19 protein-coding genes and 1 tRNA gene are annotated in these 26,172 nt (G+C 59.2%); 7 read left to right on the top strand and 13 right to left on the bottom strand.

Annotation, left to right across the window (positions count from 1 at the left end):
- Positions 1-8: 8 nt before the first annotated feature.
- The gene (locus FJ417_RS19820) at positions 9-722 is read right to left on the bottom strand and encodes an RlmE family RNA methyltransferase (protein ID WP_140784661.1); all 714 of its coding nucleotides are present in this window, start codon (positions 720-722) and stop codon (positions 9-11) included.
- Positions 723-1,059: 337 nt separating this feature from the next.
- Complete coding sequence (locus tag FJ417_RS19810) at positions 1,060-2,427, bottom strand: Ppx/GppA phosphatase family protein (protein WP_140784660.1); 1,368 nt, start codon at positions 2,425-2,427, stop codon at positions 1,060-1,062.
- 265 nt (positions 2,428-2,692) lie between these two features.
- Here FJ417_RS19810 and FJ417_RS19805 point away from each other — a divergent pair, with 265 nt between their 5' ends.
- Both FJ417_RS19805 and FJ417_RS19800 read left to right on the top strand, forming a co-directional pair.
- Positions 2,693-3,625 carry a YbhN family protein gene (locus tag FJ417_RS19805; RefSeq protein WP_140784659.1) on the top strand — a complete coding sequence of 311 codons (933 nt, stop codon included), beginning with the start codon at positions 2,693-2,695 and terminating at the stop codon, positions 3,623-3,625.
- A gap of 202 nt (positions 3,626-3,827) precedes the next feature.
- A tRNA-Gln gene (locus tag FJ417_RS19800) sits at positions 3,828-3,901 on the top strand.
- Here FJ417_RS19800 and FJ417_RS19795 read toward each other — a convergent pair.
- Together FJ417_RS19795 and FJ417_RS19790 are read right to left on the bottom strand one after the other, a co-directional pair.
- The gene (locus FJ417_RS19795; RefSeq protein ID WP_140784658.1) at positions 3,869-5,458 is read right to left on the bottom strand and encodes a recombinase family protein; all 1,590 of its coding nucleotides are present in this window, start codon (positions 5,456-5,458) and stop codon (positions 3,869-3,871) included. The genes FJ417_RS19800 and FJ417_RS19795 overlap by 33 nt on opposite strands.
- 386 nt (positions 5,459-5,844) lie before the next feature.
- On the bottom strand, positions 5,845-6,435 hold the full coding sequence (locus FJ417_RS19790) for a hypothetical protein (protein ID WP_140784657.1): 591 nt from the start codon (positions 6,433-6,435) through the stop codon (positions 5,845-5,847).
- Positions 6,436-6,588: 153 nt separating this feature from the next.
- Here FJ417_RS19790 and FJ417_RS33570 point away from each other — a divergent pair, with 153 nt between their 5' ends.
- Complete coding sequence (locus FJ417_RS33570; protein ID WP_246687498.1) at positions 6,589-6,825, top strand: helix-turn-helix domain-containing protein; 237 nt, start codon at positions 6,589-6,591, stop codon at positions 6,823-6,825.
- 352 nt (positions 6,826-7,177) lie between these two features.
- Here the strand turns inward: FJ417_RS33570 and FJ417_RS33370 are convergent, their stop codons facing one another.
- Positions 7,178-7,786, bottom strand: a complete 609-nt coding sequence (locus FJ417_RS33370; protein WP_246687497.1) for an AAA family ATPase — start codon at positions 7,784-7,786, stop codon at positions 7,178-7,180.
- Positions 7,787-7,822: 36 nt separating this feature from the next.
- Between FJ417_RS33370 and FJ417_RS33365 the strand changes: the two genes are divergently transcribed.
- Entirely contained in the window at positions 7,823-7,969 is a 147-nt protein-coding gene (locus FJ417_RS33365; RefSeq protein ID WP_210240659.1) for a hypothetical protein, read from the top strand.
- A gap of 215 nt (positions 7,970-8,184) precedes the next feature.
- Here FJ417_RS33365 and FJ417_RS19780 read toward each other — a convergent pair whose 3' ends face one another.
- The gene (locus tag FJ417_RS19780; protein WP_210240658.1) at positions 8,185-10,173 is read right to left on the bottom strand and encodes an ATP-binding protein; all 1,989 of its coding nucleotides are present in this window, start codon (positions 10,171-10,173) and stop codon (positions 8,185-8,187) included.
- Positions 10,174-10,538: 365 nt separating this feature from the next.
- Between FJ417_RS19780 and FJ417_RS19775 the strand changes: the two genes are divergently transcribed.
- Entirely contained in the window at positions 10,539-12,311 is a 1,773-nt protein-coding gene (locus FJ417_RS19775; protein ID WP_140784656.1) for a DNA methyltransferase, read from the top strand.
- Between the two features lie 143 nt (positions 12,312-12,454).
- Here the strand turns inward: FJ417_RS19775 and FJ417_RS19770 are convergent, their stop codons facing one another.
- Positions 12,455-12,670, bottom strand: coding sequence for an AlpA family phage regulatory protein (locus FJ417_RS19770; RefSeq protein WP_140784655.1), 216 nt, complete (start codon positions 12,668-12,670; stop codon positions 12,455-12,457).
- A 130-nt stretch (positions 12,671-12,800) separates the two neighbouring features.
- Positions 12,801-15,848: a Ti-type conjugative transfer relaxase TraA gene (gene traA, locus FJ417_RS19765; RefSeq protein WP_140784654.1), complete on the bottom strand. Its 3,048-nt coding sequence runs from the start codon at positions 15,846-15,848 to the stop codon at positions 12,801-12,803.
- 172 nt (positions 15,849-16,020) lie between these two features.
- On the opposite strand from traA, the gene FJ417_RS19760 reads away from it, so the two are divergent.
- Both FJ417_RS19760 and FJ417_RS19755 read left to right on the top strand, forming a co-directional pair.
- A complete protein-coding gene (locus tag FJ417_RS19760; RefSeq protein WP_140784653.1) occupies positions 16,021-16,347 on the top strand; it encodes a conjugal transfer protein TraD in 327 nt (108 codons plus the stop codon).
- A gap of 1 nt (position 16,348) precedes the next feature.
- The gene (locus FJ417_RS19755) at positions 16,349-16,597 is read left to right on the top strand and encodes a conjugal transfer protein TraD (RefSeq protein ID WP_140784652.1); all 249 of its coding nucleotides are present in this window, start codon (positions 16,349-16,351) and stop codon (positions 16,595-16,597) included.
- Positions 16,598-17,044: 447 nt separating this feature from the next.
- On the opposite strand, the gene FJ417_RS19750 is transcribed toward FJ417_RS19755, so the two are convergent.
- The 5 genes from FJ417_RS19750 to FJ417_RS19730 form a co-directional block, all read right to left on the bottom strand.
- Positions 17,045-17,896, bottom strand: coding sequence for a DUF3037 domain-containing protein (locus FJ417_RS19750; RefSeq protein WP_140784651.1), 852 nt, complete (start codon positions 17,894-17,896; stop codon positions 17,045-17,047).
- The gene (locus FJ417_RS19745; protein ID WP_348639938.1) at positions 17,893-18,684 is read right to left on the bottom strand and encodes a HipA family kinase; all 792 of its coding nucleotides are present in this window, start codon (positions 18,682-18,684) and stop codon (positions 17,893-17,895) included. Before FJ417_RS19745 ends, FJ417_RS19750 begins: the two co-directional genes overlap by 4 nt.
- Positions 18,685-18,746: 62 nt before the next feature.
- Positions 18,747-21,434: a DEAD/DEAH box helicase family protein gene (locus FJ417_RS19740; protein WP_140784649.1), complete on the bottom strand. Its 2,688-nt coding sequence runs from the start codon at positions 21,432-21,434 to the stop codon at positions 18,747-18,749.
- Complete coding sequence (locus FJ417_RS19735; RefSeq protein WP_140784648.1) at positions 21,434-23,128, bottom strand: site-specific DNA-methyltransferase; 1,695 nt, start codon at positions 23,126-23,128, stop codon at positions 21,434-21,436. The genes FJ417_RS19740 and FJ417_RS19735 overlap by 1 nt, the downstream gene beginning before the upstream one ends.
- Positions 23,125-26,016 (bottom strand): SNF2-related protein, encoded by a 2,892-nt coding sequence (locus tag FJ417_RS19730; protein ID WP_140784647.1) that lies wholly within the window; start codon positions 26,014-26,016, stop codon positions 23,125-23,127. Before FJ417_RS19730 ends, FJ417_RS19735 begins: the two co-directional genes overlap by 4 nt.
- Positions 26,017-26,172: the final 156 nt, after the last annotated feature.

Below are 26,172 nucleotides of genomic sequence, written 5' to 3'. Positions count from 1 at the left end.
GCTCCGCCCTAGAATGACGAAGTTCCAGGACCTTTGAACTCCTTCGCCAGCAGATAAAGCTCCACCGACTCCTCCCGCGAGGCCGGTGGCTTGACGTGATGGACCGAGCGGAAATTTTGCTTCAGCAGTGACAAAAGCTCGTTCTCGGCGCCGCCTTGAAATGTCTTGGCGAGGAAATGCCCGCCGGGCTTGAGCACGTGCAGGGCGAAATCGGCCGCGACTTCGCACAGATGCATGGTTCGCAGATGATCGGTGCGGCGGTGCCCGGTCGTGGGCGCCGCCATATCGGACAGCACCACATCCGGCTGGCCGCCCAGCGCCTCGGCAAGTTTTTGCGGCGCGTCGGGATCGAGGAAATCCATCCGCAAGATGACGGCGCCCGGGACCGCGTCCATTTCGAGATAGTCGATGCCGACGACATGCGGATTTTCCGCCGTGGACTTCGTCCGCGCCGCCGCCACCTGGCACCAGCCGCCGGGCGCGGCGCCCAGGTCGATCACTTTCATGCCGGGCTTCAGCAGACGATGCTTGTCGTCGATCTCGATCAGCTTGTAGGCGGCGCGGGAGCGGTAGCCATCGGCCTTGGAGCGCTGCACATAAGGATCGTTCATGTGGCGCTCGAGCCAGCGGCGCGAAGATTCCTTCAAGCCGCTCTTCTTCTTGATCCTGGTCTTGAGGACGCGAATGCCGGCAGATCCTGGCTTTTCGGGTTTCTTGGTCATTGCCTGATTTCTTGCCCGAGCATGATCCTGTGAGAAAACCGATCGCCACTTTTCGCTGGCCCGGTCCTGAGATTCGGCATCAGGATTTCTGGTCCGCTTTTTCTCGCTCGCTTCATCGTGCCGGTTTTGCGACGGCTTCGCGTTTCACGGAGGGCTTCCCCCACTCCGTCGCCGCTTCGCGGCGCCACCTCTCCCCCCTCCGGAGCGAGAGGAAGGGAGCCAAGGCTGGCGACCTCGCGCCTTTCCTCTCCCCCGTCGACCGGGGGAGAGGTGTCGAGCGAAGCTCGACGGAGTGAGGGTCGACTGCTGATCAAAACAACGCATCCACCTTTTGGGATCATGCGCGGCGCCCACCATCGCCACGCCAGACGCCGTCATCGGCCATCAGTTCGCTCAGGATTCCCTCGCGCAGGCCGCGGTCGGCGACGCGCAGCCGCTCGGACGGCCAAACGCCGCGGATTGCTTCCAGTATGGCGCAGCCGGCGAGCACCAGGTCGGCGCGGTCGGCGCCGATGCAGGGATTGGCGCAGCGCTGCTGGAAATCCCAGCCGATCAGCCGCTCGATCATACGATCGACGCTGTCGCGATCCATCCAGAGGCCATCGACACGGCGGCGGTCGTAGCGCTCGAGATCGAGATGCACGCCGGCCAGCGTCGTCACCGTGCCGGAGGTGCCGAGCAGATGGAAGTTCGGGCTGGCCAGCACATGCGCGAGCCGGTCGCGGCCGTCGAAGACCTTCAGCCGCGTAGCCACGTCGTCGACCATGGCGGCAAAGGTCTCGCGCGTCACCGTGCGTCCGCCGAAGCGCTCGGCGAGCGACACCACGCCGACAGGCAGCGAGGTCCACGACACGATGTGATTGGCGAGCCGCGGAGAGCGCCGCCCGGTCAGGTCGATCAGGGCGATTTCGGACGAGCCGCCGCCAATATCGAACAGCACCACGCCCTGCGTGTCGCGCTCGACCAGCGAGCCGCAACCGGAGACGGCAAGGCGGGCCTCGGTCTGGCGGTCGATGATTTCGAGCTTCAGCCCGGCCTCGCGCTCGACGCGGTCCAGGAATTCGACGCCGTTGGCGGCCGAACGGCAGGCTTCGGTGGCGATCAGCCTGGCTTTCCTGATCTTGCGGTTGCGCAGTTTCTCGCCGCAGATCTTCAGCGCCTCGACGGCGCGGTCCATCGCGGCCTGGCTTAGCCGGCCGCTGGCGGTGAGCCCCTCGCCCAGTCTGACGATGCGCGAGAAAGCGTCGATGACGCGGAATTGGCCGTGACGGCCGGGCACCGCGACCAGCAGCCGGCAATTGTTGGTGCCGAGGTCGAGCGCGGCGAAAACCGGCAATTCCTGCTGCGGCGGACGTGGCGGGACCGACAGCCTTGGCTCAACCTGTGGCGGCGCGGTCCGAGGTTGGTTTGCCGCCGGGCTGGCAGGCGCGGCATGCGGCAGGGCGCCGCTGTCGTCGCGCGCGAACACCTTGCGGCCACGCCTGCGCTTGCGGCGCTTGCGCGTCTTGCCTTTCGGCTGATCGCCCTGCTGGTCGGCCTGACTTGCGCCAGTCTGCCTCTGGTTGGCATGTCTGGGGTCGGCGTGTCTTTGGTGCGCACCCGCGTGGCGGCTGAATCGCGCCGTGTGCGGGCCCGCCGACTGCGTCGGCGATGCCCCGGACATGCCCACTGCCGACGCGCCCGCGCCGGTATCGTGGTCTTCCACTTCAGTTCCTTCCGGCGCCGCGCGAACCGGGAACGGACGCAGCAGGCACCTCGATTTGTTTCAAGTTGAGGGCAGAGTAGCAGCGCCGTTCGCAATCACCAAGAGCGCATGGCCGAATTTCGCTAACGTCGCATTTTGCCAGCGTCACGTTGGGGCAATGTCTTGCCGGTTGAATAGCCGGCTTCAATCGGGCATGTCTCAAATGAGGGTTCGAAAGGGTTTTGGGCACATCTATCAATGAGCTGCAACGCATGATGACGACGCCATGAACTGGAGGCGCTATTTCTGGCCGGTCATAGGCATCGCGGCCGTCGCATTCTCGCTGTGGCTGCTCATTCACGAACTGCGCGGCATTTCGCTCAACGATGTCTGGATCGGCATCTCCGCCATCCCGCCGCGCGGCTGGCTGCTCGCGGCGCTGAGCTCGATCGTCGCCTACGCCGCGCTCGCCGGCTACGACCACATCGCGCTGCTGCATATCGGCAAGAAGGTATCGTGGCTGTTCGTCACGCTGTGCTCTTTCACCACCTACGCGGTGTCGCACAATATCGGCGGCTCGGTGTTTTCCGGCGCGGTGATCCGCTACCGCGCCTACGCCACAAGAGGGCTGACCGGCCAAGAGGTCGGCGTGCTGGTGGCGATCTGCTGGTTCACCTTCATCCTGTCCAGCATCTTCCTCGGCGGCCTCGTGCTGTTGCTCGAACCCCAGATCATCGATCGTTTCACGGGCGCGCCGCATCACGGCGCGGCCCTCGCCGCGGGGTTCGCCATGCTCATCCTTGTCGGCGCCTATGCCTTCGGCAGCTGGTTGCGGCTCAGACCGCTGAAGATAGGCAGCTTCCAGCTGCACTATCCGGCGCTGCCGATCGTGGCGCGGCAATTGCTGATCGGGCCGGTCGAACTGCTTGGGACCGCCGCGATCATCTATTTTGCCCTGCCCGAGGTTGGCAATCCCGGCTATTTCGTCGTGCTCGGCGTGTTCATGGTGTCGTTCTCGATCGGGCTGTTGTCGCACGCGCCGGGCGCGCTCGGCGTGTTCGAGTTCGTCTTCCTCACCGGCCTTTCGGACATGGACCCAGTCGGCGTGCTCGCCGCCCTTCTGGTGTTCCGCCTGTTCTATCTCATCATTCCGCTGCTGATCGGCCTTGGCGTGGTGCTCTATTTCGAGCATTCGCAATATAGCCGCGAGGAGAACTGAAGCCTTCGGCGCCTGGCGGCGGAGCCAATGCATGTCGCCCAAAAGCGCGGGGCGGTTTTGGGGGAACGACACGCATCGGACAAAGGCTCAAAAAGCCTGCGGTTGATCTCTGCTGCGGGCTTGACTATTTTTCGATGGCGGCTACAAGGCAGCGCTCGCGGCGCATGAGCCGCCCGCTTCGCGCGATACCAATCGCGCCTGCTGGGGAATAGGTTAACGGTAGACCCACGGACTCTGACTCCGTTAGTCCTGGTTCGAATCCAGGTTCCCCAGCCAAACTGGACTCCCTGTCGATAAAGCTGTCTGCTGTGCACCCATTGCTGCGCCGGCAACGACGGTTTCCGCAAGTAGATCAAACGGTTGCCTGAAAACCGCGTGAACCTCGCCTTGATCCCATTGGCAGTTCGATAGCAAGAGATTCAAGAGCCGCTTTTTCTCGTGCACAGGCTGTTTCGCAAACAGTTGGCTGGCGTTGCGTGCCAGTTCTAACAGCCGGATGCCGTCCTCCATGTATGATTCTTCGGCGCTACCATGACGCTCAATCTCGCGAAGCAGCCGCGTCTGTTCGATTCGCCACTGTGCCGACATCCGGTCGTAGAAGGCGTTATCAATCCGGCCATCTAGCTTGTCGAGGTACATGGCGTGCAGCCGGTCCTCGAGCCGCTTGTACTCGACTTGGCATCGATGGATCGCCTGCTCATGCTCGCGGCGCTCGTCGGCATGGCTGGCCACGAGGGCTGCCTTGACCCATTCCAGTATCTCTTCGTCGAAATGCAACCGGTCGAGCAGGTTTGTGAATGCCTGATCGAGCACTTCCTCGCGCACATATTTGCGGCGGCAATCACCGTACCCGCCCCGGCCTTTGTTGGTGTGCCCAGTGCAGTGATAGTAGACATATTTGCGCTTCTTGATCTCCGCCACGATGGCGCAGCCGCATTCGGTGCAGGTCATCAGACCGGTGAAAGCGAACTCGTTTCCTATCGGGTGGGTCGGCACGGCATTGCGGCCCGTCAGGATGCCTTGGACCCGCTCCCATAGTTCGATCGATACGAGAGGTTCGTGTTTGCCCTGGTGCAATTTGCCGTCCCACTGGAAAAGTCCCGTGTAGAGGCGGTTGCGCAGGATCATATGCACGGTGCTGACCGGAACCGGATTGCCGCTCTTTGGATAGATCAGGCCATCGCCATGGGCTGCTTTAGCCAAGGCCTTGAGCGAATACTGGCCGGTCGCGTAGCGTTCGAACAACTGCGTGACGACTGGAGCCAGTTCAGGATGCGGCTCGATAACCTTCCTGCCATCCTTCCCTGTGGTGTTGACGTAGCCGAGCGGAGCCTTCGTCGGCCAGATGCCCTGCTCCGCCTTCTCCATCTGCCCCTTGCGGGCTTCTTCAGACAGATTGTCGATGTAGTTCTTGGCCATCAAGACCTTGATGCCGTGCATGAATTTTTCAGATGAGCGCGAGTCCCGCGACAGCGTCACACCTTCCTTGGCAAGGTGGATTTCTACATCCAGTTCGTCGAGCGTCACCCAGTCCTTCAGGTTGCGATAAAGGCGGTCGGTCTTCTCGACCAGGACGCTCCGAATGCCGGGATGCTTTCGCAGGTATTTGACCATTTCGGTGAAATTGGTCCGGCCGGTGGTTTTGGCCGTCTCGACGTCGATAAACTCCTGCACGATGTCGAACCGCTGTTGCAGGGCGTAGTCGCGCAGCAGCTTGCATTGCGCCGGGATGGAGAAGCCTTCCTTCTCCTGCTCCTTGGAGGAGACGCGCGCATAAAGTAGCGCCTTTACAAGGCCTGCGGGCTTGGCGAGCCGGACAATTAGCTGGTTCATCTGGGGTGCCTCTCGTTCATCGCACGATCGCACAACCGAAGGCTACTAAGCATCAAGCGCCAGCTATTTGCCTCGGTCAATCCGTTCCCATTCGGCAAGAATGCGGAAGAAGCCGCTGACATTGTCGACGATTTGCCGCGCATCCTCCGTTGAGAGCGACCGTCCCGCACGAGCCTTAAACAAGCGAACCGTTCGTTCCAGGAAGGCCTCGTCGACGACGCGCTGGCGCGAAAACAGATCCGCCTTAGCAGCGCGTCTAACGCCTCGTTTTGTAGCGCGCCGTGTCGCCTTCACCGCTTCTGTCCCGAACATATCTGCGTCGGGACAAGGATGGCTGAAATCGCCTCAGCGCCGAATGGCCGTTATGTGCGCCTGCGTATCCTTTTCTACTCTGTATCGACGGCAACGGCCGGTTCCTGACCAAGCGGGAGATCAGCCGCGTGTTCTCCGAGACCGATCAGATCGGCGGCGATCGCTTGATATCGCTGACAATCCGCCTGAATGATGGATCTTTCAGGCCGCTCAAGCGGCACGCTCCCGGCGATTTCCTTCAGATCACGCAGGATCGATTCAATATGTGGCCAGGGAAACTCTGTCGGGTCGTCGATGTCGCGATCTGCGCCGACGACTATTTCGAGCTTGGCGACAACGCCGAGAAGTGAGCGTGCGGGCGTACGCGGAAGCCTATCTTGAACCTTCAAAGCCGCTGTCGCGGCCTCGACTTCCGCCTGGTAGGCGATCGAGTAACCAACCTTCGCATCCATTGCCGCCGGACAGGCGGCGGCGAGAAGGCGCGCTTCCAGGCGTTGTTGAAGCCGGCAGAGAACCTGCGAGACCTGCTGCGCCCGCAACCAGTCTCGTAGCAGCGCAAGCGCAGGGTCTGCTTCGTCGGAATGAGCAGATACCTTTAGAGCCCCCTCCCCGCCTTGCCCGAGCGTGACGGAAGACAAAGTCGTGCTATTGTCGGAATCAGCCATGATCCGAGCTCCGGTAAGCTTGGGCGTGGTCAGGCTGCTGAAGGTGGTCTCAACACCGTCAGCAGCCGAGCAGTCGGGCTCCACAATTCGTATCAGGGATACGATAGCGCAGCTACTCGTGCAGATCAATTGAAATCGTATCGATGTTACGAAATGAACGTAATCCAATGTAAAATGGCGCGGGTGGCGCTTGGCTGGGGCACAAGAGACTTGGCTCGGAATGCCGGCGTTTCCCCGGACACCATCGCGCGTTTTGAAAGAGGCGAACAGCTCAAGGGCTCAACCATAGCTACCATACAGGCGACGTTGGAAGCTGCAGGCATTGAGTTCATTCCGGAAAATGGCGGTGGCCCTGGCGTGCGCTTGTCACGCAGTACCGCGAACACTTAGCCGAAATCGTCACCTGCGGGCGCCATTAGCTTATCTGTTATCCATGTCAGCAATGCGCCTCATCGAGGACATTCAGGCAAACATTCCCTTGGCTGACGGCCATGATCGGCCGGAGCGAAGGGACGGCGGCAACGCGCCCCATACGGGCGTTGCTGCCATCGTTCCCAGCGCGAAGATGAGCCGCTGGTACAGCACGCTGCCGTCTTTGCGCCACAACCTGACGTTCGCGACAGCGCTCACTTTGAGGACTCCAGCAACGGGCTTGACAGGCAGCCCCGTGGTACTCGGTTCCTCTCCAGGCGAGCTTCCGAGGCCAGGGAACGCAAGTTTGGGTCAAACGAAGTTAAGTCTTCTATAGGCGGAGACGAAGCCGCTTGGCCCGGTCAAGAAAAGCGAGTTCTCCACCCTCGAGGATTTCGCATACTTCTTTCCGAATTTCAGGGTTTTCGAGACCGCCCGCGATGTAGGTCATCGCCGGTAAAGCGCCCGGCTGGTGGTACCCGGCCTTTGCAACAATCACCTGATCCGCGTCGGTGTTCACGACCAGATTTGCATTGTGTGTCACCACTATAATCTGGCGGCGAAGCTTCGTTTCACGGAAGCGCTCGACCAGTTCGTCGTACACCGACTTTGGATCGAGATTTTCCTCCGGCTGATCGATCACGAGCGGTCGGTCATCGTTGCGATCGATGGACAGATACAGCAGAAGCAGGACAATGCCGCGAGTACCAGGTGAAAGCTGTTCGATCTCCACGCCGTCGTATTGAACGCTGTAGCGAATGCGGATGTGGTCGAGATTGTAGAGCCAAGCGGAGAGCTCTGCCGCCCATGCGCGGTATCGCTCCAGATTGGAGCGATCCTCCAAAGCTTCGGCGACGAAATCACGGTCATGGTCCGTTCTGAACTTTGCCAGCGCCGATGCGATGTCGTCGGCGGTGCCAGATTCCCAAATCGCCAGCAACTTCGTCTTGACCGCCTTTAGCAGGGAACCCTTGCCTTGGAAGGGCCCGGTCTTGCGGGCGTCGAGCAGCTCTTCGCCGCGCGCCGCCCACCCCTCTACGTCTACGGTACGGCGAACATTGAAGGTCAGCTTGCCAAGCGCGCCGGGCTGGCCAGCGATCTGCTGACCAAGCGGTTCGTATAGGCTTGCGAGTTCGTTGGCCTCGCCAATGATCGCGGCAACGGCCTTCTTGTAGTTTTCCGTGCGTTGCGTCGCGAGCGTCTTGATCCTGTCATCGGCCGCTTCGGCCAGTTCTATCGAACGCCGGAGCTTGTTGAGATTTGCTTCGCCCTGGGTGATCTTCTCCGTAAGCCTACTGTAGGTTCGGGCGTTCTCCGTCGCGATACCAACGACTTGCGTCAGGCGGGCAACTCTGCGTCGAGGTGGCCGAGCGTTTGCTGGTCAAGGGCAACATCCTCGGCCAGCCTGGAGACCGTCAGATCAGCACCGGGGTTGAGCGGCGGAAGAGCCTGACCGCGAAGTCCAGCCGTGCTCGTCTCGAGCTTCTTAATTGCTGCGTTGACCGTACCAGCGGGATCGCCCTTGAAGTCGACTTCGAAGGTTTTCCAATCCGCTTCCGGCAAGCCAGCTTCAATGTGGGCATCCCTGAGGTCGCGTAACATGCTGGGGAGGATGCTTTCCTTCCAGGAACGGATGGCATCAAGCAGCGCGAGCAAGGTTTGGCGGCGACGCTGCTGTGCTTGAATCAAATTCCTGCGGGCGACCGCCGCCTCATCAACCCTGGCGAGGGTTTCGGATGCGGCCTTAGCACTCGCATTCCCACTGCTTACAAGTGCTTGGCGGTCCTTCCTGTCCTTCTCCAACGTTGCCTGGACGGTGTCGCGCTGCTTCTTCAAGCCTTCGAGCGCGTCTTTGCGCTGACGCTCAACGTTCATCTCGTTGGAAGTCTGGACAATCGCTAGTTCTTGGCGTTGACGTTCGGCGCGCCAGCGTTCGGCGCGTAGCGAAAGCAGTTCGCCAAAATTGGCTGCCTCCATACGGTCTTCCTCGGGATGAGCATGGAAGATGACCCGTTCGATCTCGGTAAGCAGTTCGTCGGTGACCCCCTCAGCGGAGCAAAGCCGGTCCACGAATTGCTGGGAGAGATAGCGTACTCGGGAATCGTCGAGAACGTCCTCCATCTCAACGGCCCGAAGGTCGTTGTAGGTCTCGTCGCCAAGGGCCCATTTCAGCGTGGCGCGTTCGGATCCGAGGAGTTTGGCGGCTCGGTATAGGAATGACTTCTTTGCCTCGTCATCCTTGGATTGGCGGGCCGCATAGGCTCCCGCGGCTATGATCTCAGCGAGCGCGGTCTTACCCGATCCGCGTGCGCCGATGATCGCAACCAACCCGGCGTTGAGATCTATCGCCCCATTCGAAAACCATGAGGCATTAGTCACGGTGACGCGCTCGATCACTTCGGACGATAGCGCCCCGATGGGATGCGTCGGACCGACAAAGACGCGCGCGTTAGGCTCGAGGACGACCTGCCGGAGGCTCTCAAAGGTCACATCTCCCTTGATCCAGGTGTAGAGGTCGCGATCCGGCTTACCCACCTTGCCCAGCTCGTGAGCATCGCTCCCGTGCAGGCACGGTTTGCGACCGCCCCAGCCCAGAATGAGCTGCTCAAGGGTCGCCGCACCAAGCCCGAGCCAGAAGTCGCGTAGTTTCTGGGATGAACCGAAAATGAAGTGCGCCGCTTTCTCGATCTCCTTCCGCATCGTCACCAGCGACGCGTCGCCCTGCAACCCAGCAGTCCCGTCGCCTTCGCCAGCCGCCACCGCGACCAAGATGTTGCGTTGAGCCCACTCCGACTTATCGAACGCATCCCGGAGTTTCGAACGGCTGACTTTGAACTGATTAGCGCCCTCCCTCAGCGCGGCTTCCCGGGCTAGGTTTGGATCTCGCTTATGGGCGCGGCCCAATCGGATTAGTTCATCGCGGTCGCATGCGTAGGTTTCGCCGTGCGCCTCGAAGGTCAGCTTCCGCATAAAGCTCTGCAGTTTCTCTAGATGGTCGGGTTCGTCTGGGCAAACCAAGAGATGAAAGTTGATGACGCCGTCAGAGGATGTGCCCATCTCGAAGCGCATCTCGACATTGGGGAAAATCAGCTCAACACCTTGCAGACGCCCAGCCTTCTTGTGAACGACCACCTGCTCGTAAAGCGTGAAGCTGTAGTAATCCGTGATGCCGAGGGCACGAATGGGCGGCGCTGACTGTTCGATCGCTTGCAGATATGGCTCCCAAGCATTGTGGCCGAAATTGTCGGCGAGAATGGTGCCTGGCGCGTGGATATGGGGGTCCCATCGATGCCAGATCGAGCCGCGTCGGTTCTTCTTGTCGTCCATTTTACGCCCTCAGTGATAAATTTGAGGGCGGAGCCGCGTTATGGCGGCCCAATAGTCGCGTTTCCCCCACGCCAATACTACAGCGGGTATTTGGAGATGCCAATAAGATCGTCCATTCACAGGTAACCCCCATGAAAGGTGCGGCGCATGAGCGCCGAAGAAGGGTTTGGTGCTTCGCAAGAACAGCAGAAAGCGGTCGATCCATGACCTTATGTCAGGCTCCGTTCGAAGCGTGAATCACGCTACATTATCTGTAACGCCTTCGGTGTGGCCCAATGCCTTCCGAAATTAAGATTCCGTTAATAAACCCCACCTCCACGAATATTTAACCACGGCCTGCAACTCTGTTGCCGGGGAGTCAGGCTATGAATGAACTTCATTTTGGCGATAACCTTGACGTACTGCGGGCGATGCCTTCGCAATCTGTTGACCTAATCTACCTCGATCCTCCGTTCAATTCGAACGCCAATTATAACGTGCTGTATGGCACGAAGGGCGGTGGCGCGTCCAAAGCTCAATCTCACGCTTTTGAGGATACTTGGACCTGGGGACTAGATGCGCAGCGCGCTTTGAACGAGACGGCCGAACGCCATCTCGAAGCTGGTGCGCTGCTCGACGCGTTCCAGAAGGTATTCGCCGGCAGCACCATGATGGCTTACTTGTCTATGATGGCAGTACGATTAATCGAGATGCAGCGCATTTTGAAGTCAACTGGAGCGCTCTATCTGCATTGTGACCCAACTGCCAGTCATTATCTGAAGATATTTCTTGATGCCATATTCGGCGCTAGTAACTTCAGGAGTGAAGTAATTTGGAAACGTTCGAGCGCTCACAGTTCGTCCAAGCGATATTCGCCTGTGCACGATACGATTCTTTTCTACTCAAGATCCGAGAAATTTACGTGGAATCCAGCGTTCCAGCCCATCCCTCAGGAAACTATTGACGCATGGTATAACAATATTGAACCCGGGACGGGAAGGCGATTCAACCGCGCAGACCTTACCGCCGCTGGCCAGAGAAATGGGTCTTCGGGCTTGCCATGGCGGGGAATAGAGCCAACTTCCAAAGGCCGACATTGGGCGATTCCAGGGTATGTCGGCTTAGCCGCCATCCCTGCGCAAGAGGCGCTTGAAATATTGGATCAGCAAGGTCGCCTTTATTGGCCAAAGAAAGCCAACGGAATGCCGATGTTCAAGCGGTATCTTGATGAAAGCCCCGGCATACCAGCTTTGGATGTAATCACGGATATCGCGCCGCTTAACAATGTCGCAAAGGAACGCCTAGGCTACCCCACGCAGAAGCCGCTCACGCTCCTTGAGAGGATAATAGCGGCTTCATCCAATCCCGGTGACATAGTGCTTGACCCTTTCTGTGGGTGCGGGACAGCTATCGAAGCGTCAGAAAAGCTTGGCCGCAAATGGATGGGTATCGACATCACCTACCTCGCTATTCACGTCATCGAGGAACGGCTTCAAAAGACCTTCGGGCCTAAAATCAAGGACGCCTATACGCTGTATGGCCGCCCCGAAGACGCTGAAGACGCGAAGGCGCTGGCCGCGCGCGACTGGCTCGAATTCCAGAAGTGGGCGGTGTTTACACTAGGCGGGTTGCCCAAAGACCGGCCGGGCGCGGATGGCGGCATTGACGGCGTTATCCGCTATCATCGGATAGGTATGGAGAGGGCCAGTCGCGCTATAGTCTCGGTCAAGGGGGGATTGAATGTCGGCGTCGATACAATCCACAAACTCAAATCGGTAGTGAAGCGGGAAGAGGCAGAAATCGGCATCCTTGTTTGCGTCAACCCGCCAACTGGCCCTATGCTTCGCGAAGCCGCTTCAGAGGGCGAATTTGGGCCGCCGACCAAGCGCGTGCCGAAGATTCAAATTGTCACTGTCGAACAACTCTTCCGGCCGGTTCCGGTCGACCTTCCCGGTATGCTTGACCCGCCAGAGGCTATCTCAACGCCGGCGACAGGGCCGGGCAAGCGTGGGCGAAAGCGTATAGAAGGTCAGACGGAGATGCTTTTCCCTATCGAAGGGAAACCAAGGGCCGAAGACAAAGGGAAGGCCAAGGGAAACCGCTCAATCCGACCCGTAACAATCGAGGTAACGCGGGCCGACAGACGTAAGGCGAAATAGCTACGCGTCGGAGGGTTCTTGACGCTTGTGCCGCGCTGTTCCTTTAGTTGCTCATTGCCGAGCTTGGGGGCGCGGATCTTGTTGACGCAAACCTCAAACAAATCGGGAGTGCTCATCGGTAGCAACCCGCCATATGACCGCCATCAGTCGCTGTTTTTTCGTCCCTCCCTGGTGTGCCAGAGGACAGGGTCAGCGACCCACCGATTGATATCGGATTCCCTCCACCCTGCACCGTTTACGCTGATCTTGATCTGAGCCGGAAACGTGCCTTCGGCAATTTTACGGTACATCGTTGAGCGGGACAAGCCGGTCCGCGCGAGGACGGTCCTGAGGCGAATGATTCGGTCCGGTTCCGGCATAGGCTGCCCTGCCCTTCGTTGACAGCAAGTGACGCTTGCTGGAACCAGACAGGACAAAACCAATCCTCGCGCGCAACCAGTTTGTCAACTCATCGAGCTGGGGCGTGGAAACGGCGGCCAATCGGAGGGTTTAGAGTCCTAGCCCACGCCCGCTGCCAATGCCGTGATTGAATGCGAGTTCCACGCCCAGGCGCCGGCCGGCTTCAACCTGGATCCCAAGCGCCTTCTTGTGATTGGCAAGCAGGGATTCGAGCTGCGGATCGCGCTCGAGGCTCTTGGCCATGTCGGACATGGCCGAGCGCGTTGACTTGTAGCCCGACATGTCCCCGGCCTGGTACCGCTCCTGGCTTATACGGTGGAGCTTCTGCCAGCGTTCCACGAAACGGTCAGCGCGGCGGCTCGGATCGGCTTCCAGTCCGGTGCGGATCTCAGTTTCAAGCTGGAGAGCCAGCACGATGCGGTTGACTCGGCCTGCCCCCGCTTCACGAACCAGCTCGGGGTTCTTGACATAGGCCGCCTCGGCATCGCGCCAGCCATGCCGCCGAACCTTCTCGAAGGCGTCGCGCGCATCACTCAATTCGCGCATCTGCTCAGGCGTCCCCTGCCCGTCCGCATTTCCGGTGCGGATAACCGCGTCGAGAGCGCGCGCGTGGCGCACAAGCGCCTTCGTGCGAGCGCTGCGCAACGCTGCCTCCGCATCCACCGGAGCATCCGCCTCGCGCTTCGCGCCCTTGTCGGAAGCTTCTCTTCCAGGCGCGGCGCCGGCATCGCCGTGCGGCGCTCCGTCGTCTCCCCTTCCCGGCCAACGTCCACGATCGTGGCCGGGCACGGCGTCTGCGGGCGAGCGGACCCCGTCCAGCAGCGCGCCTATCCTGTCGCGCAGCTTCTCAGGAACGACGCGGCGCACGATCTCGACCACACGCTGTCGGAAAGTGATGCCACGCCGCTCGGCATAGTGTTGCGCGGGATCGATCCGGTCGTAGTCCGACGCCATGTCCTTGGCTCGATCGCGTGATAGCGTCCGGACGAGCCGGTCGCGCGTCGCGAAGTCGTCGCTGCCGTAATGCAGGTCCATCCTGTCTCGATGCCGAGACAGGGCAACGTAGCTGCCGTGCGCATCCATGCCCGGTGTAGCGAGCACATGGGTGCGGTCGACCGTCATGCCCTGGGCCTTGTGGATGGTCGCGGCATAGCCGTGATCGATGTGGGCATAGTCTTTCAGATCGAACCGCACAGACCTGCCGTTGTCGGTTTGAACCGTCATGCTCTTGACGCTGACCTCTTCGATCACACCGAGCGTGCCGTTCTTGACGCCGAGCGACCGCTCGTTGCGCAGGAACATGACCCGGTCGCCCCGTGCGAAGGTCCTTGCGCCGACCTCGACATCCACGTGAACATCGTCGCCGATATGTCCAGCAGCGCGCATGTGCTCGCGCGCTGCCTGGTTGAGCGCACGCACCTCGTAATTCGTGTGACTGAGAATGATCCGGCTCGCCTCAGGCTCAGCCTGCCTGTCGCGATCCCAGCGCTCGACCAGATCGCCGCGCGCCTCCTCGCGTGAGGCGGCCTGGCGTACCATGCCTTGTGCGTCATAAGCGCTGATCGCAGCGCCGATTCTGCCGGTTGCAAGATCGCGCGTGGCGTCACGCTGCCAGTCCTCGCGCTGCCGGCGCACCTGACCGATCTCGACGCCGCCTTGACGCTCGTGGATGGAGCGGAATGCGGCGCCGGCCTCGATCGCCTGCAACTGCTGCGGATCGCCGACCAGCACAACCTTTGCGCCGACGCCCGCCGCATGGGAGAGCACGCGCTCCAACTGGCGCGTGCCGACCATGCCGGCTTCGTCGATCACCAGCACATCGCTCGCGGTGAGAAGATCGCGGCCCTGTCCCCAGTTGTGTTCGATGCTGGCGATGGTGCGAGACGAGATGCCCGAACCGCTTTCGAGATTCTCGGCCGCGATGCCGGAGAGTGCCGCGCCTCGAACCTCGTAACCTGCCGCTGCCCAAGCCTGCCGCGCGACACCCAGCATGGCGCTTTTGCCAGTACCGGCATAGCCGACAACGACAGCAAGACCCCGGCCATCCGTAATGTGATCGAGTGCATCAGCCTGCTCGCCTGACAGGACAAGCCCGCGTTGCGCTGACTGTGCCAGAGCCCGCTCGCGATGTGTGTCGATCACCGCATGCTGCCTATCGGCGGCCATGCCTTCTGCCGCGCGATGCAGGCGCTGTTCAGTCTCGATCATCTGCCGGGTGGTGAAGCGATCTTCGCCGCGTCCGTCCCTGCCCAGTCCGACTAGGCCGGGCGCTCCGCTGATGGCTGCCATGACCTCGTTGAATTGATCGATCCCGTCGCTGTGCCGGTGCGAGAACTTCGCAATGTCCTTTCGGGTAAAGGTCGATTGCTGATGCGTGATTGCCACCAGCGCCACCGATGGATCCGCGATAATCCGCTCGCCATTGTTGCGGGCGATCTCGCGATGCAGTTCGGCGCGATCTGCCTCAGTGCCGGCGTCGTCGAGGCCGCTGCCCTCAATGCGCTGCGCCGGTGCACCGATCTGCGATTGCGGCTCCAGGGCAATGCCCTGCGATTCCAGACTGCGATGATCGATGCGGGCGTCGATATCAAGTTCGGCAAGGCGCTCATTGGCAAGCTCCGCCCATCGCTCGCGCCAGCGCTCAACCAAATCGGTGCGGTTCCAGTCGCGCACCTTTGCGCCAAAACCGTTCTCGTCGACCCATCGCATGGTGAGCATGACATGGGCGTGCGGTTTGATGCTGCCGTCCTCAGCGACATCCCAATGCACATTGAGATCGGCGATCATGCCTCGGCTGACAAACTCAGCTTGCACGAAGTCCTGCGCTAGCTCGATGCCTTGCGCCTGGCTCAGTTCTCGCGGAAGGGCGAACTCCACCTCTCGGGCAAGCTGCGCATCCTTCCTCACCTCGAAGGCTTCGACATCGTTCCACAGCCGTTCGCGATCGCTCCACGCTTGCGGTGCATTCTCCGGCAGCATCAAGTTGGAATGCACCACGCCGCGCTTGGCCGAGAAGTCATGGCTGCGTTCGATCCGCTCGTCGCGCAGCCGAGAGGCCGAGCGGTACGCGGCGGATGCCACAGCGCTTGAGCCGGCCTTGCGGCCAATGACCTTGACGTGAAGATGATAGATCGCCATCGCGATCAGATCATTTGCACGTCAAAGCGTACGTCGGCACGACGTATAAGCGCGCCCTCCCTCGAAAAATTCTCGGGATGGACCAGCCCGTCCCGGGCTGTCTCGGCAACCCTGAAGCCTTACGGCAGGCGCTCCCCTATCATTGCCACATCGACAATCAACGGAGACAGCTATGCGCAAACCACGCGACTACGACACGGAACTGAAAGCGCTGGAGGACAAAGCCAAGGAACTAAAAATCCGAAAGGTGCAGCAGCTTGGCGAACTGGTGATCGCCACCGGCGCCGATCAGCTCAGCACCGAAGAACTGGCTGGCGCGTTGGTCGCAATCACTGAGACGAAAGACACCGGAAAGCGTGAGGCATGGGCTAAGCGTGGAGTTATGTTTTTCGAGAGCCGGTCCCGGCGAACTGCTCCGGCATCTCAGGGCAATCCTCGCAGCACTCCAGCGCAACAAGGCAGCGCACAATCGCCGGCAAGTGGCACTAGCTCGCAGTGACATGCGCACGTGGCAGGTCGAGCGCCGCCAGCGCACCCGACATCTGATCGAACTCGGCGGCCTCGTCATCAAGGCAGGCATTGTCGAGCTCACCAATGACGATCGCGCCATCATCTATGGCGCGCTTGTTTGGGTCGCCGCGAAGCTGCAGAGCCAAGAAGGCGACCATGTGCGAGACACGTGGGGCGCGAAAGGAAAGGAGGCGTTCGATGCTGAACGACATGGAGAGCAAAAAAGCCGGCGAACGTAGATTGGGCGCGCGTCCAGGCGGCGCGAAGCCCCGAACAGAGCCCGGCGCCGGCAGCTTGGCCAACTGCCGCCATGACGGCGCGGGCAAAGCTGCTCGGGCCAAGCCAGGCGGGCTCGGCAGATGCATCCTGCGCGCCTGATGCTCTGGTTAGAGACGGAACGTGGGTGACAATCGTTTGACGCTGCTCCGCCATTCATCCATCTCCTGCCGCTATCAGGCCGGATGGCCCGCCCTTGGGGAAAGGTCGGGGAAGCACCGCACGTAGCTGGCTCACCTCTTCGTGGCGCGTGTTAATACAAGCTCCAAATTTTCGATTTCCGCCGACAGGCGAGCCTAAGCTTAGGGAAATGAACGAAGGCATGGTGCTATCAAGCCGCCGACCTTCTGAGATTATCGTCGCTTATTGAGATTGGCCGATTAGCCGCACCGAGGCTGCACCATCACGGATCAAATCCGCTGATTGTGCGATCGAACTTCATCCTCGATCTCGTCGACCAACGAAGCGATCTGCGTTTCCTCAACAATCTCTGGTGCGAAAGGAGAGCCCCGTAGGATCTCAAGCGCGCTATTGTACGCAGAGATGAGCTGACGATCCTCTGGCGCACCCACAATGAAATGCAGTTTCAATGGCTCTTGCACGCCATCTGCGACCGCAGCAAGATGCCCTCGCCAGCGACGGACCTTGTCCTTAATCCCATCAGCATCGGCCAAGTCTAACGACAACGGTTCATAGGCATGCCAACTGCCGTTTTTCCATGCGTGCTTGAACTCGATACTATCCGCTTTGCTGGATAAGACCTTCTTTTCAAGTTCCACGTTCAGATTCCGCTCGGCGAGCATGGTGCGGACGGGCCGCCAGATATCTTCGTCAGTCTTCCTGGCCTTCACAGTCACATCGTAGCGCCCGACAAATCGCTCATAGAGACGCTCGAAGGTTTTCGATGGATCGTTGGTCACACCGGAACTGACAGGTGACCATTGTAACGAACTATCATCGTTCGGTACGATTGACTTGGCGTAGGAGTCCAGTCTGCGATCGTCCCTGAACAGGCCCTCCTTGGGCAGCATCTTGGAAGCGCCACGCATACCCCGCTCGACACTCCGCATGGCAGTGACGAAGGCCTCGCGATCGAGATCCGGGAACACGCTTTTGATACGGCCAATGGTCTTCCGCGTGCGCCACCTCAGGATGCCCTCGCGTGGGACATGCAGGATCACGCCAACGTTCACGAACTCACCGGTTATGATGTCGTGGACGTAGCGCAGGACAATGAAGCTGTAGGGATGGCGATCGCTCATTTCAGTATCCTCCGCACTTCATCCAAACACCCGTCGATGTTGTCTCGTGCATCTCGAATTAGCTTAAGCGCTGCGTCAACGGCGGCCTTTGAGCCAGCCCACTCGTGCGGAACTGCGGTCTGATAGCTCGCAATTACCTTATCTGACAAGTTAACCCAGCGATCCTTGATGAGATCATAATCAACGTCGCGCCCCTTCAATCCCCCGACGAAGATGTGGGCTCCCGGCGCTCCGATCCAGCTCAGGCCACCTAGTGTCCAGGGTGGTTTCCAGAGCAGGAGTTGCTCGGTCATGAAAGCCAGCTCGTGATCGAATATCCGTAAATTGTCACCCTTCACCAGGCAGTTGGGATTCCCGTCGCGTCGATCAGGATTCTGGATGATCGCATCGAAGACCAGAATACCAGTTGCATCGGGCAGCATTGTGTCAGTAATCAAATTGCCCTTCGCCCATGCTGCAAACTGGTTGGGGACACGCAGCGATCCGAATCCGACAGGCGAGCTCGCGCCAAGCTTCTGGCGAACAGTTTCGTCTGAAACGGACTCTATGAACTCAGAAGGCAGCCGAACCCAATAAGGATGGGGCACAGGCAATCCGAGGTGCGCAGCCAAGCAGGCACCTATGCTCTCCCGAGACAAGCTCGACACCCCGGCATCGCATCCGACAGATAGCTTGCAGAAAACCTCGACGGTCTCTCCTGCCGCATTCTCGCACATCAGAAGGATGGGAGCGGTGCGACCCTGAGAGGCCGGACGCAGAAACTCTGTAGCAGTTACGCTTTCCAGCAATTTATCCCCCCAAGCAAGGATGGCACTGTTGGCTATCCCTCGCCCTTAAAAATTCTGATCAGTTACACCAACTCCGCAGCCTGCGCATACGTCGAAACCAGCGATGTCAGCGTCGCGCTCGGCTTCACCGCGTCATGCGGGATGAGCACATACGTCCATAGCTTTCCGCCCGTGTCCCTAGCGTGGTCGTTCGCATGATGAACCCATTTCCGAGCAGCTTTGGCCTTCGCCTGAACCACCGGGTCGCTTATCTCATTCTTCGCCTTGATCTCGACGATGAACTTGTCCCTGTCCGTCTCGACGACGAAGTCGGGCTCGTATGACTGCCCGGCCGCATATTCGATCCGGAACTGGCCGATGCCAGGCTTCATCCAACGCATGACTCCGGCTTCGCTCCCTGCTTCCACAATGACTGCGAATTCTCGTTCGGTGTCGGAATCGAATTTCTGGTACGGGTAGCAACATTTCGCGAAGCCTTCGAAGACATGCTTCGGAGTTTGGCCCAACGGGTTCACAGGCGTTCGGAAATCCCGAACGAATGCCTCGCTCGGCACGTTGAAAGCCTGCGGCTTCAGCATGACGAAGCCTCGGGAGACGCTCGCCCGGTAATCTGTCGCTGTCTCCCAATAGTGGTTCTGCATCTGCGCGAAAATGAACCGGGCCAAATCCTTGCCATGAACGATTAGCACGTTTTCAACGTCTTCCGGCGTTGCCAGATACGACCCCAGCCGCTTCACCATCTGTGCAGACAGCTTGAAGAGGAGTTCGCTCTGGGTTTCGTAGTCCACCTGCGGCAAATCCATGAGGTGCCGGACGAGGTAGTTCTCCAGCCGCTCTTCCTTCACGCCCTCGGTTGTGCGCGCAAGGAAGGCGCGGGACTCGTCGCGAAGCCGCTGCACCATGATCTGATCTGACAGTGGCTGCTTGGCGATTGTTTCGAGATTCGAAAGATCGAAGTCGTTGAAGCCGAAGTTCACCTCGCTCGTCGGCAGCACAACGATTTCAGGAATCGAAATGGTGTGCATAACGAGCTGTTTCGTCACTTTGGCCACAGTCGCGGCTACATCCGTTTTTCCTTCGAAAGTTTCGAACGTTCCCTGCTCCGGCGCCATCACCTCCTTCACGATCCGCGTGATTTCGGCCTGAACTTCCGGAGTTTCCAGCTTCTCGATACCCGTCTTGATCCGGCGCTCGAACTCCCGCTCGATCACGTCCCAAGCAACGCGCGCAACTTCCCGCTCTTCCTGAGTCTCGAACACGTAAGGACTCTGTTCGGATTCCCCGAAGCTTCCAGCGGTTCCGGTGAGCGATGTTTCGACATTCGAAGGAGCTTCAACGACATGCGCGCCGATATCGGACACGTCGCCGTTGCCGCCGACGATCACCGTCTTGCGGATAGAAATGAGGGAGTCCGGATCGCGCGCCGCTTTGATCACATCGTCGAAGCGATCATGTGCGATGATAGTCAAGCGGTCCACGGCTTCTACGCCCGTACGCTGGCCGTAGGGCAGACGAAGTCCCCGGCCCAGCGTCTGCTCTGTCAGAATGTCGGAGGCGGACGCACGCAGCGGAACGATCGTGTACAGATTGGTGACATCCCAGCCTTCCTTGAGCTTGTTTACATGGATGACGATGTCGGTCTGTGCGTCATGCTCCAGCGCCACGAGCTTGGTTGTTGCTTCTTCGGTCTCCTCGCCGCGCGTACCGGAATGGACTTCGATCACGCGACCCTTGTAGCGGCCCTTGAAGAAGCCATCGGACTCGATGTCTCTGCGGATTTCACTGGCATGGGCGGTATCTTGCGCCACCACGAGCATGAACGGATGGACAAGCTTTCGCCCGGTCTGCTGCGCATAGATCGCGAGTTCCGCTTTTGTGTACTCATGACAGTGAATGCCATCTTCCAGCTTCATCCGTTCAAGCTGCGTTGGTGTGACACTGTCTGCGCGGAATCCTGCCCGTGTGGCAACCGCCGGGTCTTTGACATAGCCGTCGACCATGGCCTGGCCGAGGGGATAATCATAAATCACGTTCTGGAACGGCACCGACCGAGCGCCGACCGAGCGTGGTGTTGCAGTCAGTTCCAGACCGATCACAGGCCGCAGTTCGGCAATGGCTGTCATGCCCGCCTTGGCGCGGTAGCGGTGCGCCTCGTCCATCAACAATACAAGGTCCGGCAGCCCTGACAGGTACTCGAAATAGCTCTCCCCGATGTATTCGTGGAGCTTCCGAATCCGTCCAGCTTCCTTATTGATCTTGTCGACATTGAAAATGAAGACAATCGCCGTGTCGCCGAGAAGATCGCCGCGCACGGCGTAGCCGCGCTCCCAGTTGTCTCCCGTTTCGACGATAGGCGGCAGCTGCGCGAACTCGGCAATGCCCTTGAAAACATACTTGGGAGCGTTCTGCTGGCTGAAGTCCGCGACGAGCTTGTCGTAGATTGTCGTGTTGGGCGCGAGGACAAAGAAATGCTTCGAACGCCCGGTAAGATAGAGATAGGCGATGAACGCGCCCATGAGGCGCGTCTTGCCAACCCCAGTCGCCAGCGCGAAGCAGAGCGACGGGAAGTCCCGCTCGAAATCCGTCACCGTGGGGTAGGTCGCCTTGATGGCCTCCAGCGCGGCGACAATATCCGCACCCTTGGAGAACTCCAACGTGTCGAGCACGTCAGCGAGGATGTCGAGCGCCTCGGCTTGCGGCGTTCGCAGAGAAAGCCGCGCTTTGATCTGGTGAAGCTGGCGCTGCAACATCATTTTTCTCCCGCAATGTCGAAAAGCGGCAACATTGCTTCGGCTTTCCCTCGTTTGGGTTCCTCCATTCTGTCTGCCGGCTCCGCCGGCTCGACGGAATCCACTTTCTCCGGAAGGTTGGCGATCCGCAGGGAATAGTCGTCTCGACCCCACTCGCATTTGGCCAGGATGGAGTGAGGAATCTTCTTCACCGTCAGATTGGGAAAGCTATCCTCCTTGGCGTTGAAGGCTTTACAGCAGACCAGCAGAGTCCGCTTCGGACCGACTTCCTCGGACAGCTTCTTCAGCGCGTCATAGGTGAGCGATTGCGTCGTGACGTAGACGAAATCGGTCTCCGTCGAATGGCCGTGCCGCCAGTATTCAGCCGGATCCTGGCTGGGTGTGTAGGTAAAGCCGAGATGCTTGCACAACGCCTCCGCCAGCATCGCTGCATTGTACTCTTTGGCGATCACCCAATTGCCGAAACGGTCCTTCTCCAGAAGAGACGGGGCGAGCCGATAGAAGCGGAAGCCGCCGCCACCCTTCCATCCGGTCGCGTCCGTCACACCGCCGGGGTCATCGCCGTCGATGACCTTCTTTAACCGGGGCGCGATATGGGTGACAGCATGATCCCCGAGTTCGACCATGATCCAACGGCGGCTCATTTTGTGTGCTACGGCCCCGGTAGTACCTGATCCCGCAAAAGAATCGAGCACTAGATCGCCAGGATTGGTGGATAGTTGAACAATGCGTTGGATCAATCGCTCCGGCTTCGGGGTATCGAACACTTTCGACGCTCCAAATAGAGCTATGCTTTCCTTCTTCGCCTCATCGGTGTGACCAACTTCAGCATGCGGCCACCAGTTGTGAGGTGTCATCCCGTCACGAACTTCAGACAGAAACAACTTCAGGGCAGGTACGGAATTTTCTCCTCGTAGTCCCCACCACAGCCTATCTTCTTTAACGTGAACCGCGTGTGTCGCTTTGTCATACTTCCATGCTTTTACGCGATTCTTTACCAACTCACCCGTGAACGGATTCTCAATCTCGTAAACGAGATTTGGTCTTTGTGCTACGCTCGCCTGATTGAGATAGTCCACCGACTTCCAAGGCCCTCTTGGATCGTTGTCAGGATTTGAATACCGAGCTTCGGATTCGGTTGATCGCGGGAGGAGATTATTGGCAAATGAGTCTGATTTTCTGTAGACGAGGATCAGATCACACAGCGACGCAATCCCCTTAAAATTGTTGCTTGCACTATATTTCTTCTGCCAATTTATCTGGCGAACAAAATTTTCTCTTCCGAACACCTCATCGCAAACTACCTTTAAGTAGTGTCCTTCATTCTCATCTATGTTTATCCACAACGACCCGTCGTTCGAAAGAAGCCGACGCAACAGCTCGATTCTATCCCGGATCATGGAGAGCCAAACAGAATGCTCAAGACCGTCGTCGTAGTGAGTAAACGCCGCGCCTGTGTTGTACGGTGGGTCTATGTAAATGCATTTGATCTTCCCCGCGAAATTTGCCTCCAGCGCTTTCAGCGCGAGGAGGTTGTCGCCGTGGATCAGGATGTTGTCGAAGATGTCCTCCCCGGAATGACGCTCCGCTGCATGGTCGGAAAGTCCGGCATCCTCAATCAGAATCCTCGGCTCAAGCCTTGGCCGCTCGTCCTTCCCGATCCAGGTGAGTTCAAGGCGCGTTTTCTTGCTCATACCACCAGTTCCCAACGGATCGTCATCAAGGGCGTGATTTTTGGCGTGATCGCCAGCTTCGCCGCGACATCGTTCAACTTGTCGTCGATTTCACTGCGGATTTCCCGCAGCCTCTTGAAGCTATCGAACACAAGGTCGTCGCGTTCCTGCTCCAGTTTCTTGATGCGGCGTTCTTCCTCGATCTTCTCAGCTAGCGGGATCGACTGGTTACCGCGAAGTGATCTTTTGGCCGCCTCGGCTTCCGCATGGAGCTCCTTCGCCCGGCGCTTGTTGGCGCTTTCGAGGTCGTCGGCGTAGGCTTCTAGCTTCACGGTCTCCTCGTCCAGCCATTTCCGACTCTCGTTCTCGGCTTCCTGCTGCGCCGCCTTCATCGCCTCCCCGTCTATGGTTGCCATCCTGTCAGCCGGATAGGCGATATTGACTGCGCTGGCGACGGCGGGCACCTGGAAGAGCCGCTCGGCTGTTTCCTGAGCAAGAACCTTCCCATCATCGGTTGCCGCCGCGACAACGATGCTCTCGCGTGATCCAAGCGCCGTCTCGGCGCGCAGGAGAGAAACCTTCAGCCATCCAGCCTTTCCGGCAACCCGCTCGAGATCGGACAGTCGAGGCTGGCCATCCGCCCGGTAGGCCTTGTAATCAAAGACCAGCTTCGTCTCCTGAAGATCACGGGCTCGGGCTGTCTCGACTAGACGATCGGCAAGGGTGTCATCACCCAATCGGAAAAACTGCCAGCCTTTCTCATCAGCCAACGGCCACGCAGTCGACCAGATCCTTCCATCGTGTTCGAAGTGGGGGATGTCTTCGCTATGGAAGGTTGCCTCAGGAAGCTCTGCGCGCGCGACCAGCCAGAGGCGGCGTTCGAACTCGGACATGCCATGACGTATGTCCGCATCGCGCTGCTTCAACATGTCGGAGATCGACTTGTCGAAATTGTCGAAGAGCTGTTGGCGGGTCTCAGTCATGTCGGCCTTGATCTGGTCCTCAAGCTCAGTTTCCAGCTTCTTGAATGCCGCATCGATCTCAACTCCGGGGCGGCAACTCTGGACAACGGCGAGCACTTTCTTCTCGAAATCGATGCCAGATTCGATTGAACCGAGAACTTGATCGCTCGCTCCGAACACGCCCTGAAACAGATGGAATTTGCTGCTGAGAAGTTCGTGAATGCGTTTTTCGGCCTGGTTCTTTAGGTTCAGCATGTTGACGACGGTCACATCGATCGCCTGCCCGTAGCGATGGCAACGGCCGATCCGCTGCTCGATGCGCTGCGGGTTCCATGGCAAATCGAAATTGATGACCAGGGAGCAGAACTGCAGATTGATGCCTTCCGCGCCGGATTCCGTGGCAATAAGAATGGCCTTATCGTCAGACTTGAAGGCGTTGACGATCGCGCTTTTCATGTCGGCTCCCTTCGAGCCGGAAAATGCGTCGGTGCCTTCCTTCTCCTTCTTCCAGGCCTTGTAGATTTTCTGGCTTTCCAGATCGCTGTTCGAGCCGTTCATTAAAGCGATCTGTCCTGCATATCCGTGCTCTGACAGGATTTCAGCGAGGTAGCGCTGTGTCCGTACTGACTCGGTGAAAATCACCGCCTTGCGCTTGCCGCCTAGCTTCTCAACCGCGTCCAGAACCTCGGGCAGCTTCCGAAGCAGCATGTTGCCCTTCGAACTTGGACCGATAGACCGAGCAAGCTCGACATAACCCTCCAGCTCGGCGATTTCAGCCGCAAGAACCTTCGGATCGATTGCGCCGGGCTTGTCGGTTGCGCCCGCATCGTCCGTCCCGTTGTCGCTCTCTTCGACAGACAGCGCGGCATCGTCGGCGATCTCCGCGCCAACTTCAGCCATGTCGTCAATGTCAGCGACGACGCTTTCATCCGCAACGTGGTTGCGGCGAAGTCGGGCGATGACGTTCTGAAGGAACTGAGTTATCGCCGCAATGGATGAGCCCAGCGTCTTGCGCGCGCCAATCAGCACCAGTTGGTTCGGCTTAGAACCGAAGGCGATAGAGTCCTTGCGTTGCAGGTAATCCGAAACGCTGTCGTAAAGCTTGGCCTCCAGATCGGGAGGGTTGAAATCGAAGGTAACAGCGATCCGCTCGGTGTACCGGACGTGCCCGGCCTTCAATACGTCGCGCCTCAGGTGCCGCTTGTAGATCGGACTCAAGCGCCGCCGGAGACCCTGCAAGGACAGCCTATCCGATGCGCGGCCATACATGGTCCGAAAGCTCTGCTCGTCGCCGAAGAAACTGTCATCGATCACGGAAACCAGCCCGTAGACTTCGATCAACGAATTCTGAAGGGGCGTGGCCGTCAGCAGTATTTTGAAGCGAGATGCGAGCACATCACGCAACTTCTTCGCTCTGCCCGATTGGCCCTTCTTGTAAACGTTACGCAGCCTGTGCGCCTCGTCGATGACGACGAGATCCCAACCGACATGCTGAAGCTCTTCATGCTGCCGGGCGGCGTGCTCATAGGACGTGATGACAATCGCGGCCGGATTGTCGAACGGGTGTTTCTGGCCGCCCCTCACTGCCTCCCGATATGTCTTCGAGTCGAGGATGACGCTCGGAAGGGAAAATTTCTGTTGAAGCTCCTGCTGCCACTGTGTCCTGAGCGATGCCGGGACTATCAGCAGGACATGACGGCGGCGCTCAGCCCATTTCTGGGCAATTACCAGACAGGCCTCGATCGTCTTCCCAAGCCCGACCTCGTCGGCCAGAATCACGCCTTTGGAAACAGGTGAGTGCAACGCGAACCGCGCCGCCTCAACTTGATGGGGTTTCATGTCGACGCGAGCAGTCGACAAGGATTTCGCGAAGGCTTCGTCGTTCCGCCCTTCGAGCATGATGCGATGGGCAAAGAACTTGCTGTGGTAGTGCGTGTATTCCGTCATTTCCCCCAAGCCCAGGATCGGATGTCGGATCAATCGGAAGTGCTGATTCGGACAATCGCGATAGCGCGCCACCCTAAACCGGTTGCGCTACTTCACTAAGTTTTTTTGCCGTGATTAGTGAAGTCGGTTAGTGGATCTCGTCTCTGTCGCTGGCAT

Source organism: Mesorhizobium sp. B3-1-7 (genome assembly GCF_006439385.1).
Lineage (GTDB): Bacteria > Pseudomonadota > Alphaproteobacteria > Rhizobiales > Rhizobiaceae > Mesorhizobium.
This window is presented reverse-complemented; position numbering and strand designations above follow the sequence as displayed.